Origin of the sequence: Sphingomonas sp. 37zxx (genome assembly GCF_000786205.1) — a bacterium.
Taxonomy (GTDB): Bacteria; Pseudomonadota; Alphaproteobacteria; order Sphingomonadales; family Sphingomonadaceae; genus Sphingomonas.
Window position 1 is genome coordinate 134,077 of the sequence record NZ_JROH01000003.1, and the last position, 11,877, is coordinate 145,953.

General features: G+C 65.5%; 11 protein-coding genes. 4 read left to right on the forward strand and 7 right to left on the reverse strand.

Annotated features, from left to right (window positions below; translation table 11 throughout):
* Positions 1-115 precede the first annotated feature (115 nt).
* Complete coding sequence (locus tag QU44_RS01975; protein ID WP_033919734.1) at positions 116-1,543, forward strand: sigma-54-dependent transcriptional regulator; 1,428 nt, start codon at positions 116-118, stop codon at positions 1,541-1,543.
* A 153-nt stretch (positions 1,544-1,696) separates the two neighbouring features.
* Here QU44_RS01975 and folP read toward each other — a convergent pair whose 3' ends face one another.
* The 5 genes from folP to QU44_RS02000 form a co-directional block, all read right to left on the reverse strand.
* Complete coding sequence (gene folP / locus QU44_RS01980; protein WP_033919735.1) at positions 1,697-2,812, reverse strand: dihydropteroate synthase; 1,116 nt, start codon at positions 2,810-2,812, stop codon at positions 1,697-1,699.
* 41 nt (positions 2,813-2,853) lie between these two features.
* On the reverse strand, positions 2,854-3,990 hold the full coding sequence (locus QU44_RS01985) for a site-specific DNA-methyltransferase (protein ID WP_033919736.1): 1,137 nt from the start codon (positions 3,988-3,990) through the stop codon (positions 2,854-2,856).
* 219 nt (positions 3,991-4,209) lie between these two features.
* Entirely contained in the window at positions 4,210-4,821 is a 612-nt protein-coding gene (locus tag QU44_RS01990; protein WP_033919737.1) for a ribonuclease HII, read from the reverse strand.
* On the reverse strand, positions 4,814-6,022 hold the full coding sequence (thiD, locus tag QU44_RS01995; RefSeq protein ID WP_033919738.1) for a bifunctional hydroxymethylpyrimidine kinase/phosphomethylpyrimidine kinase: 1,209 nt from the start codon (positions 6,020-6,022) through the stop codon (positions 4,814-4,816). Before thiD ends, QU44_RS01990 begins: the two co-directional genes overlap by 8 nt.
* A 284-nt stretch (positions 6,023-6,306) precedes the next feature.
* Positions 6,307-6,531, reverse strand: coding sequence for a DUF1272 domain-containing protein (locus QU44_RS02000; protein WP_033919739.1), 225 nt, complete (start codon positions 6,529-6,531; stop codon positions 6,307-6,309).
* Between the two features lie 281 nt (positions 6,532-6,812).
* Between QU44_RS02000 and QU44_RS02005 the strand changes: the two genes are divergently transcribed.
* Positions 6,813-7,238 carry a fasciclin domain-containing protein gene (locus QU44_RS02005; protein WP_033919740.1) on the forward strand — a complete coding sequence of 142 codons (426 nt, stop codon included), beginning with the start codon at positions 6,813-6,815 and terminating at the stop codon, positions 7,236-7,238.
* A 52-nt stretch (positions 7,239-7,290) separates the two neighbouring features.
* Here QU44_RS02005 and glmM read toward each other — a convergent pair whose 3' ends face one another.
* Positions 7,291-8,628, reverse strand: coding sequence for a phosphoglucosamine mutase (gene glmM, locus QU44_RS02010; RefSeq protein WP_033919741.1), 1,338 nt, complete (start codon positions 8,626-8,628; stop codon positions 7,291-7,293).
* Positions 8,629-8,699: 71 nt separating this feature from the next.
* Between glmM and QU44_RS02015 the strand changes: the two genes are divergently transcribed.
* Both QU44_RS02015 and QU44_RS17655 read left to right on the forward strand, forming a co-directional pair.
* Positions 8,700-9,962 carry a dicarboxylate/amino acid:cation symporter gene (locus tag QU44_RS02015; RefSeq protein WP_033919742.1) on the forward strand — a complete coding sequence of 421 codons (1,263 nt, stop codon included), beginning with the start codon at positions 8,700-8,702 and terminating at the stop codon, positions 9,960-9,962.
* 158 nt (positions 9,963-10,120) lie between these two features.
* Positions 10,121-10,456 carry an endonuclease domain-containing protein gene (locus QU44_RS17655; RefSeq protein ID WP_331377411.1) on the forward strand — a complete coding sequence of 112 codons (336 nt, stop codon included), beginning with the start codon at positions 10,121-10,123 and terminating at the stop codon, positions 10,454-10,456.
* A 5-nt stretch (positions 10,457-10,461) separates the two neighbouring features.
* Here QU44_RS17655 and gorA read toward each other — a convergent pair whose 3' ends face one another.
* Positions 10,462-11,808, reverse strand: a complete 1,347-nt coding sequence (gene gorA / locus QU44_RS02025) for a glutathione-disulfide reductase (RefSeq protein WP_033919744.1) — start codon at positions 11,806-11,808, stop codon at positions 10,462-10,464.
* Positions 11,809-11,877: the final 69 nt, after the last annotated feature.

Consider the following 11,877-nt stretch of genomic DNA (forward strand, 5'->3'; position numbering starts at 1 on the left):
CGGCGGCGCGCGCGCCCTCAAGCCCTTGCCTGCACCTCTTAAGCTTAAGTGCTTTTTCACGCTTGCCCGGTATCGCCGGTGTCCGAGACAGGGACAGCGGGGACAGTCTGTAACCATGACGCGCAACGGACAGCGACTGCTGATGCTGATCGACGACGAACCGGCACAACGCCGGCTGGTCGCGGCGATCGCGTCGCGGCGGGGATGGCGAACGGTGTTCGCGAATGATTTCGAAATGGCGTTGGCGACGCTGGGGACGCAGGACGGCATGTTGCTCGATGCGATCGTGCTCGACGCCTGGGCACCCGATTGCGACGCCACCGGGCTGATCGCCGAGCTGCGGCGCAACCGCCCCGCGCTGCCGATCCTGATGCTGACCGCCAACGGATCGGTCGCCAACGCGGTCGACGCCATGCGCGCGGGGGCGACCGATTTCCTGGTCAAGCCGCTCGCGCCCGAACGGCTGCTCGCCGCGCTCGACATTGCGGTGGGTGGCAAGAGCGCGGGTGAATTGCGCCCGCTGACCGAAAAACTATCGATGCCGCTGGCGTTCGACGAGATCGTCGGATCGGCACCGCAATTCCGCGCCGCGCTGGCGATCGCCGCCAAGGCCGCCCGCGCGCGCGTGCCGGTGCTGATCGAGGGCGAAAGCGGGGTCGGCAAGGAAGTGGTGGCCGAAGCAATCCACAACGCCTCGCCGCGCGGCCGCAAGCCGATCGTCCGCGTCAATTGCGGCGCGATTCCCGCCAATCTGGTCGAAAGCGAGCTGTTCGGCCATGAACGCGGCGCGTTCACCGGCGCGTTCGAACGCAAGATCGGGCGTTTCCAGGAGGCCGATGGCGGCACCATCTTCCTCGACGAAGTCGGCGAAATGCCGCTCGAGGCGCAAGTGAAATTGCTGCGCGTGCTGCAATCGGGCGAGGTCCAGGCGCTGGGCGCGCGCCACGCCAGCGAAGTCGATGTCCGCATCATCGCTGCGACCAACAAGACATTGGCCGACGAGGTCGAGGCGGGGCGGTTTCGCGAAGACCTATACTACCGGCTGAACGTGGTGCAGGTGACGATTCCCCCCTTGCGCGACCGGCCGGGCGACGTGCCGCCGCTGGCGCGCCACATGCTCGCGCGGATCGGCGAGCAGCCGGGGCTGCGGCCGCTTGGCATCACCGACGATGCGATCGCGTTGCTTGGCACCTATGAATGGCCGGGCAATGTCCGCCAGTTGCAGAACGCCTTGTTCCGCGCGGCGGTGCTGTGTGACGGCGACGCACTCACCCGCGCCGATTTCCCACAGATCGCGCAGATGAGCGCGATGCGATCCGAACCCTCAAAGGCGAGCAACGGCTTCGAGCAATCGGGCGGCGTCACGCTGTTCCGCCCCGACGGCAATTTGCGCGCGCTCGAGGATATCGAGGCCGATGTGATCCGGCTGGCGATCGGCCATTATCGCGGTCGCATGACCGAAGTCGCGCGGAGGCTGGGGATCGGGCGATCGACGCTGTACCGCAAGCTTGGCGAACTGGGGATCGACCAAAGCGCGGCGTAATGTTCCTTCTCCCCTCACTGAAAGGGAGGGGTTGGGGGTGGGTGGGCCGCTTGGCAGGCGCATCGTTTCCCAACGAACCAACCCACCCCCAGCCCCTCCCTTCCAGGGAGGGGAGAGCATCCTCGCCTCCGTGCCGGGGAGGGTTTCGAGAGCCTATCGCCCCACCAGGGCAGCATCGCGCATCCCGCGCCAAACCCGCACCGCCTGCACCGTTTCGAACACGTCATGGACGCGGAGGATCTGCGCGCCCTGCTCCGCCCCTTTGAGCGCCAGCGCCAACGATCCGCCCAGCCGCTGATCGACCGGTGCTTCGTTCGCCAGCGCGCCGACGATCCGCTTGCGGCTTGCCCCCAGCAGTAGCGGGCAGCCCAACCCGTGCAGCAGCGACAGGCCGTTGAGCAGCGCGAGATTGTGCGACAGCGCCTTGCCGAAACCGATGCCCGGATCGACGATGATCTTGGCCCGATCGACGCCGCCCGCGACCACCGCGTCGATCCGCGCTTCCAGCCAGTCATAAACCTCGATCAGCGGGTCGCCATATCCCTCGCCGCCATGCGGCCCCTTGGCGGGATCGGGCGAATGCATCAGCACAACCGGGCAGCCCGCGCGAGCGACCACCTCGACCGCGCGGTCGTCCCAGGCGAGCGCGGCGACGTCGTTGACGATATGCGCGCCCGCCGCCAGCGCAGCTTCCATCACGCCGGCCTTGCGGGTGTCGATCGACACCGGCGTGCCGCTGGCGGCCAGCCGTCCGATCGCGGGGACGACGCGCTTGATCTCGTCGCCTTCCCACACCGCCGCCGCGCCGGGCCGGGTCGATTCACCGCCGACGTCGATAATCGCCGCGCCGATCGCCGCCATATCGACCCCCGCCCCCGCCGCAGCGGCAGGATCGTCGACATGCGCGCCGCCGTCGGAGAAGCTGTCGGGCGTGACGTTGAGGATGCCCATCACCATCGGCTGGTCGAACCGAATGACACGATCGCCCAGGGTAAGCGGTGCGCGCGGGGCCGAGATGCGGGTGGCAAGCGCCTGAAGGTGCGCGGCCTGCGGTTCGGGCAACGTCGCGAGCAGTGCAGGCAGCTCGGCGACCGCGATCGTCGCCTGCGCGATGCGCTTGCCGGCCTCGACCGCAATCAGTTCATAGGCGGCGAACCATTGCAGCCCGCCCGCCAGCCGCGCGACTTCGCCGTCACGCCCGATCGGGGTGTCGGCGAACTGGGTGGGCCGGAGATAGAGGCGCGCGGCGGCGGGGATTTGGAGAGCCATGGGCAGTCCTTACTCTCCTTCTCCCGCCAGCGGGAGAAGGTTTAAGGCTGCGTCGCCAGCAGATACTTCTGCCGGATCGTGTCGATCGGCTGCAACTTGCCCTCGGCCTCATGGTGCCAGAAGGTCCAGCCATTGCACGACGGCGCACCCTGCAACGTCGCACCCAGCTTATGGATCGACCCTTCGCCCTCGGCACCGTGGAGCGAGCCATCGGCGCGCACCGTCACCGACCAGCGGCGCTTGGCGTCGGTAAGCTTGGTGCCGGCGGGCATATAGCCGGTTTCGACCAGCGTACCGAACGACACCTTGGGTGCGCTCTTGCCAGCCTGCATCGTCACCAGCAGCGATTCATCGAGCGGCAATGCGGCAGCGATACGCTCCTGCGCGGCGGCGATGTAGTTCGGCTCGCGCTCGATGCCGATCCAGCGGCGGCCCAGGCGCTTGGCGACCGCGCCGGTGGTGCCGGTGCCGAAGAACGGATCGAGCACCACGTCGCCCGGCTTGGTCGTCGCCAGCAGCACGCGGTACAACAGCGCCTCGGGCTTTTGCGTCGGGTGGACCTTCACCCCGTCCTGCTTCAGCCGCTCAGGGCCGCCGCAGATCGGAAATTCCCAATCCGATCGCATTTGCAGCTCGTCGTTGAGCGTCTTCATGCTGCGATAGTTGAAGGTGTAGCGCGCCTTTTCACCCATCGACGCCCAGATCAGCGTCTCATGCGCGTTAGTGAAGCGCGTGCCCTTGAAATTGGGCATCGGATTGGCCTTGCGCCACACGATGTCGTTGAGGATCCAAAAGCCCAGATCCTGCACCGCGGTGCCGACGCGGAAGATGTTGTGATAGCTGCCGATCACCCACAATGTGCCGGTGGGCTTCAGGATGCGGCGCGCTTCCTTCAGCCAGGCGCGGGTGAAGCGGTCATACACCGCGAAGCTGTCGAACTTGTCCCAATCGTCGGTGACGGCATCGACATGGCTGCCATCGGGACGCGCAAGATCGCCGCCCAATTGCAGATTATAGGGCGGATCGGCAAAGATGCAGTCGATGCTGGCCGATGGCAGCGCCTTCATCGCCGCAACGCAATCGCGCATGATGATGCTGTCGAGTGGCAGCGGCGCCGGCGCGACGGCTGCGCGCTTCGCCGGCGCGGGTCCGCGCTTGATCTTTTCCAGCACCTGCATCGACTAACCCCCGACTTCCTTGAGCCACCATTCCTGCGGATAAGCGCGACTCCGTCAAGCGGACAATGGTTAACGCCGGGGTTGAAGAAATCGTTAAAGCGCCATGATATTTCGCTTGTGCAACCAGATGTTGAGTCCGGGTATCGGCGACACCCGCAAGCGGTTGCGGTGTGGCGCGCAGGACTCAGCGCGGTAAAAACTTGCCGCCGTCGCCGCGCTTCACCCCTGGCGCAGCGTCAATGCCAGTTCGGCCTGGCGCACCGGGGCAAAGCTGCGCCGATGCAGCGGCGTCGGACCCAGCCGCAACAACGCCTCCTGATGCGTTTTCGCGCCATAGCCCTTGTTCGATGCCCAGCCATAGCCGGGGTAGACCGCATCATAATCGCGCATCATGCAGTCGCGGCGATGCTTGGCGACGATCGAGGCGGCGGCGATCGACAGGCACAGCGCGTCGCCGCCAATGATCGCGCGGCTGGTAAACTGCCAATTGGGGCAGCGATTGCCGTCGACCAGCACCATGCCGGGCACCAGATCGAGCGCCTCGACCGCGCGAGTCATCGCCAGCATCGTCGCCCACAGGATGTTAAGGCTGTCGATCTCCTCGACGCTGGCGATGCCCACGCCGACGCGCGCACAGTCGATCAGCCGCGTGCACAGATCGGCGCGGCGCGCGGCGGTAAGCACCTTTGAATCGTTCAGCCCATCGGGGATGCAATCGGCGTCGAGCACGACGGCGGCGGCGACCACCGGCCCGGCGAGCGGCCCCCGCCCAGCCTCGTCGACGCCGACGACCGGGCCGACATGCTGCGCCTCGTGCGAATAATCAGGCATCGGCGATCCGCCAGGGGGGAAAGCGGCGCATTTCGCCCGCCTGATACAGGCAGATGGCATTGCCCGCCGGATCGACCAGCCGCGCCTCGCGCCAGCCCCATTTCTGTTCGATCGGCTCCTGCGTGAAGGTCAGCCCCTGCGCCTTGAGATACGGCACCGTCACGTCGAGGTCGCCGCATTCGAGATAGACCACCGGCGCGGCCAGCGGTTGTTCGACTTCGATGCTCAGCGTCGCACCGCCTTCGGTTTCGAAGCGGGCGTAGCGATCCTCCGAACGGACGATCTGGCGAAGCCCCAGCAGGCGATAGAAATGCTCGCTCTCGCTTAAAGCTTTGGCGGGCACGGTGACGTGGTTGAGCATCGGCGACCAGCGCGACTGGTTCAGGTCGAGCCGAACCGCCTGCTGCGCCATCGGGCCATGCCCCTGCCCCAGATCGGCGGCATCCTGCATCGCGATCCGAACAAAGCGGCGCGCGCGGCCGATCGCCTCGGGCAATGTCCAGTCCTTGGCTAGTTCGCAGGCGATCGCGCTCGACAGCGTGCAGCCGGTGCCGTGAGTCGAATCGCCATCGATTCGCGGATCGGTCCATTCGATTTCGGGCGCGCTGCCTCCCGGCGCGGCAATCGCGAATTGCTGGAAAAGCCGGTCGGTGACCTGCCGCCCCTTGGCATGGCCGCCCTTGACCAGCAGCGCGCTGCCACGGCGCTGCACCAATGAGCGCGCGGCGGTGCGCTGCGCTGCCTTGTCGACGATCGACATGCCCGACAGCGCCTTTAGCTCGGGCAGATTGGGGGTGGTGACGGTGGCGATCCGCATCAGCCGTTCGAAGGCGGCGATGGTGGCATCATCGGCCAGCGTCGCACCCGACGTGGCGATCATCACCGGATCGAACACGATCGGCAGGCCGGGCATTTCGGCCAGCCGCTCGGCCAGCGCGGCGGCGGTGCGCGCCGATCCGATCATGCCGATCTTCACCGCATCGACGCCGATGTCGCGAATCACGCAATCGACCTGCGCCATCACCATGTCGGTGGGGATCGGATGCACCGCATCGACGCCCAGCGTGTTTTGCGCGGTGATCGCGGTGATCGCGGTCATGGCGTGGCAGCCGAGCATCGTCGCGGTCTTGATGTCGGCCTGAATACCGGCACCGCCGCCCGAATCGGAACCGGCGACGATCAGGATGCGTGGTGGGTTCATGCTGGATCACCGGGGGTGAGGGGCGACATCTTCTTCCCCCCTCCCGCGCGCGAGTGACGGGTGAACAGCGCCCCGCGCTGTTCAGGCCATGCCGGGGGCATGGCCGACCCGTCACTGGGTCGGGGGAGGGACTGTTTGGAAACAAGCAACATAGACTGAAACATGCCCTCCCCTAACCCAGTGATGCAAGTGCCAAGGGTAAACCGTGCCCCGCACGGTTTAGAGATTGCCGGGGGCAATCTCGACCCTTTGCGCTTGCATCACTCGCAAGCGGAAGGGGGATTTTACGCGCTATACTTGCGCTCTGTCGAAGCCGGGTTGCTCGCCAATGCCTTGCCGGTGCGCGTGGGGCGGTCGAGCAGTTCACCGCCGCAATTGGGGCAGCGTTCATCGAGCGCGTCAGCACAGGCCGCGCAAAACGTGCATTCGAACGAACAGATGAACGCGCCGGGATCGGCAGGCGGCAAATCGGTGCCGCAACGTTCGCAATCGGGGCGCATTTCGAGCATCGCTAAGCCATATCGCTTGACTGCGGCGGACGCCAGTGACGCTTTTGCAGACGAGGGATCGTGCCTCTGCAACGCTATCGCCAAATATAATACCGGCTTTGGTCACATGGAGCCAAATAAAACAACCGATCCGAAACCCCTCGCAGGTCAGCGCACCAAATATTACAGTTCGTTGACTGATGCTTTATCCGGTATGACACTTGACGGCGTCTTGGGGATAGGGGTGCAACGGCGGCGATCGATCAGGTCGTCGCGCCATCCTCCAAGGAAAGCATTCTCCCATGAGCGATCAAACGCATGACATCGTCGATACGGCGGTAGCTGCCGGGTCCTTCACCACGCTGGTTGCAGCCGTACAGGCCGCCGGCCTGGTCGAAACGCTGAAGAGCGACGGTCCCTTCACCGTGTTCGCCCCCACCGATGCCGCGTTCGCAGCATTGCCCGAGGGCACGGTCGAAGAACTGCTGAAGCCAGAGAACAAGGACAAGCTGGCCGCAATCCTCACCTATCATGTCGTCAGCGGCAAGGTGATGTCGGGCGATCTCGCCGGCGCGACCGCAACCCCCGCCAGCGTGCAGGGCGAGACGCTGAACGTCGACGGCACCGACGGCGTGAAGGTCAATGATGCGACGGTCGTGACCGCCGACATCGATTGCACCAATGGCGTGATCCACGTCATCGATTCGGTGTTGCTGCCAAAGGGCTGACACCGTCCACGCGCTGCCGGGTCAAAGCCGACCCGGCAGCGTTGCTTTTCCCTTACGCCGCCGCACGCACCGCGTCACAAATGCGGTCGACCACCGCCTCGACCTGGCGGGCGTCGTCGCCTTCGGCCATCACCCGGATCACCGGCTCGGTGCCCGACGGGCGAATGACCAGCCGGCCATTGGCGGCGAGTTCGGCCTCTGCCCCGGCAATGCAATCAATCACGCTGCTTGCCTCCAGCGGCTTGCCGCCGGCGAAGCGGACATTCTTCAAGATTTGCGGCACCGGCTCGAAACGGTGGAGCACTTCGCTCGCCGGTGCCCCCGCGCGCACCAATTCGGCCAGCACCTGAAGCGAGGCGACCAGCCCATCGCCGGTGGTGGCATAATCGGTGAGGATGATATGCCCCGATTGCTCGCCGCCGACATTATAGCCGCGCGCGCGCATCGCTTCGAGGACATGGCGGTCGCCCACCTTGGTACGGATCAGGCCAAGGCCCTGTTCGCTCAAATGCCGCTCCAGCCCCAGGTTCGACATCACCGTCGCCACCAGCCCGCCACCGTTCAATCGCCCGCGCCGCGCCCAGCCGGTGGCGATCGTCGCCATCAACTGGTCGCCATCGACGATCCGGCCATGTTCATCGACCACGATCAGCCGGTCGGCATCGCCGTCGAGCGCGATACCGATATGCGCGCCCGAGGCGACCACGGTTTCGCGGAGTGTGTCGGGCGCGGTCGATCCGACGCCGGCATTGATGTTCTTGCCATTGGGATTGATGCCGATCGACACGACCTCGGCCCCCAATTCCCACAGCGCCGAAGGGGCGACCTGATAGGCGGCACCATTGGCGCAATCGACGACCACTTTCAGGCCATCGAGCCGCAGATCATCGGGAAAGGTCGCCTTGGCAAAATGGATGTAGCGCCCGCGCGCATCGTCATAGCGCCGCGCGCGGCCGATGTCGCTCGACGCTGCCAGCGGCACCTCGCAGTCGATCAGCACCTCGATCGCTTCCTCGTCGGCGTCGGACAATTTGAAGCCATCGGGGCCGAACAATTTGATGCCGTTATCGGCATAAGGGTTGTGGCTGGCCGAGATCATCACCCCCATGTCGGCGCGCATCGACTGGGTGAGCATCGCCACCGCCGGCGTCGGCATCGGCCCGACCAGCACGACGTCCATCCCGACCGACGTAAATCCCGCGACCATCGCGTTTTCGAGCATATAACCCGATAGCCGCGTATCCTTGCCGATCACCACGCGGTGACGGTGATCGCCGCGCTGGAAGTGCGCACCCGCTGCCATCCCGACCTTCATCGCCATCTGCGCGGTCATCGGTGCCATGTTGGTTGCGCCGCGAATGCCGTCGGTGCCGAAATATTTTCTTGCCATTGCCGTGTCCTGCCCCACCTTGCCCGATCGGTCGGCACGCCTGATAGCGCGCCGAACAACAAAGGGCGAGCATGTCGCAACCAATGCGAATCTTGATGGCGCTGGCGATGGGCCTGGCGCTGGGCGTGGCGCTGTCGCAATGGCAGCCCGATTGGGCCGAAACCGGCAGCGCGGTGGCGCAACCGATCGGCACGATCTGGCTCAATGCGCTGCGGATGACGATCGTCCCGCTGGTGGTGGCGCTGCTGGTGACCGGCGTCGCGGCGACCGCCAAGGCGGCAAAGGCCAGCCGGCTGGCGGCGCGGGCGATCGTGATCTTCATGTCGTGGCTGTGGATTTCGGCGACGCTTGGCGCGTTGTTCGCGCTGGGGCTGCTCGATCTGTTCCCGCTGCCCGCCGATGCCGGCGCTGCCCTGCGCGCAAGCTTTACGAGCGCCGCCCCGGTGGGCGATGTGCCGCCCTTCAGCGATTTCCTGATCGCGATGGTGCCGACCAATCCGATTTCGGCAGCGGCGGAGGACCAGTTCCTGCCGCTGATCATCTTCACCCTGACGTTCGCCTTTGCGCTGACCACCCTGCCCGTCGAACCGCGTGAGACGCTGACCCGCTTTTTCCAGGCGGTGGCCGATACGATGCTGGTGATGATCGGCTGGGTGCTGCTGATTGCGCCGATCGGGGTGTTCGCGCTCGCCTTCGTCGTCGGCGCGACCGCCGGCACCGCGGCGTTCGGCGCGCTGGTGCATTATGTCGCGATCGTCGCTGGCACCGGGGTGCTGATCTGGATGCTCGCCTATCCCACCGCGATGCTGCTGGGGCGGGTGCCGTTCAAGCGCTTCGTTCGCGCGGTTGCGCCGGCACAGGCGGTGGCGATTTCGACGCAATCGTCACTCGCCTCGCTGCCCGCGATGCTGCGCGGCACCGAAGCACTGGGGCTGCCGGTCGCGACCGCGGGCGTGGTGCTGCCGCTGGCAGTGGCGATCTTTCGCTTCACCGGCCCGGCGATGAACATCGCCGTTGCGGTCTATGTCGCGCATGTGTTCGGGATCGAATTGGCACCACAGCAAGTGGCGATCGGCGTCGCGGCGGCGGCGATCACCGCGCTTGGATCGGTCAGCCTGCCCGGCACGATCAGCTTCGTCTCCTCGATCGCACCGATCGCGCTGGCGATGGGGGTGCCGATCGAGCCGCTGGCGCTGCTGGTCGCGGTCGAAACGATGCCCGACATCGTGCGGACTTTGGGCAATGTGACGATGGACGTCGCGGTAACCAGCGTCGTCGCGCGCGGCCAGGACGGCGTGGAACGCAGCGAAGCGGACGTGTTGCTGGAGGAATAACGCTCGCCGCCAGCGCCGCCCCTCCCTGACAAGGGAGGGGCTGGGGGTGGGTTGCTCTCAGCAAGGCGAAACGCCAGCCTCGCGCCATGCCGCGAATCGCACCCGCCCAAACCGCACGTGCCCGCGCTCTGCGGCGAAATGCCACTGACCAAGAACGCATGATCTGGCTCAGGCTGCGAGGACATCGCCCCCGCTTCACGCGCCAATTACCGGTCGGCCCCTACATCCTCGATTTCGCGTGCAGGAGTGCAAAACTTGCGGTCGAGATCGATGGCAGTCAGCACGCCGAATCCGCAGGTGATGAAAGGCGAACAGCATTTTTGGCGGCGCTGGGTTGGCGCGTGCTTCGGTTCTGGAATTCCGACGTTCGCGAGAATGCCGATGGGGTGGTCGAGGCGATCCTGGCAGCGGTCATAGACGATCGCGGGCCTACCCACCCCCAACCCCTCCCTTCCAGGGAGGGGAGTCGAAACGTTTCGACGAGGGAGGAATAGCCCCCCTATTTCATCAGCACCAATTCCTCTGCCATCGTCGGGTGCAGCGCCACCACCGAATCGAAATCGTCTTTCGTCAGCCCCGCCTTCACCGCGATCGCCGCCGCCTGCAAAATCTCGGGCGAATCAGGGCCGATCATGTGCAGGCCGACGATCCGCCCGGTGTCGCTGTCACAGATCATCTTGTAGAGCGCGCGTTCGTTGCGGCCCGCCAGCACGTTCTTCATCGCGCGGAAGTCCGACAGATACACCTTCACCGAGCCGAGCTTCATCTTGGCTTGGCTTTCGGTCATGCCCACCGCCGCCATCGGCGGATGGCTGAAAACGGCGCTGGGGATGCAGCCATAATCGACCTTGGTCGGCTTGTTGCCATAGAAGGTGTCGGCAAATGCCTGGCCCTCGCGGATCGCGACCGGGGTGAGCTGGACGCGGTTGGTCACGTCGCCGACCGCGAAGATGCTGTCGCAGGTCGATCGGTTTTCGTCATCGACGACGACAGCGCCGTGCTTCAGTTCGACGCCGGCTTCCTCCAGCCCCAGACCTTCGGTGTTGGGGACACGACCGGTGGCGAACATCACGCAATCGACCTCGATCGGCTCGTGATTGGTCATCGAAACCAGCAACGATCCATCGGCCTGCTTCTCGATCCCGCGAAACTCGGCGTTGAAGCGGAAATCCAGCCCCTTCATCATCGAGATTTGCAGCAGGCGGTCGCGGATCGATTCGTCATAGCCGCGCAGGATCACGTCGCTGCGATTGATCAGCGTCACCTTCGCCTTGAACTCGTTGAAGATACCCGCAAATTCATTGGCGATATAGCCCGCCCCCGCGATCAGCACGCGCTTGGGCACATCGTCGAGATGGAAGGCGTCGTTCGAGGTGATGCCCAGTTCATGGCCGGGGCAGCTAGGCACATGCGGGCGCGCGCCGACCGCCAGCAGGATGCGTTCGGCGGTGACCGTCCTGCCGCTTGCCAGCTTCACCTCATGCGGGCCGGCGATCGTCGCCCGCTCATGGATGATCTCGACGCCGTGATTTTCGAGCGTCGCGGTATAGGCGCCGTTGATCCGATCGACCTCGGCAAACACATTGTCGCGCAGGCGTGACCAGCTGAACGCGCATTCGTCGGGCACGTCCCAGCCGAATTGCCTGGCGTCCTTCAGATCCTCGGCGAAATGCGCGCCATAGACGAGCAGCTTCTTGGGAACGCAACCGCGGATGACGCAGGTGCCGCCGACCCGATGCTCCTCTGCCACCGCAACGCGCGCGCCATAAGCGGCAGCGACGCGCGACGCGCGGGTGCCGCCCGAACCGGCACCGATGACAAAAAGGTCATAGTCATAATCGGCCAAAATCAATCTCCGGGAGTGCTTGGGCTGGCGTGCCGCCGCCGCATGGGCGGGCGGCGACACGCATAGAAG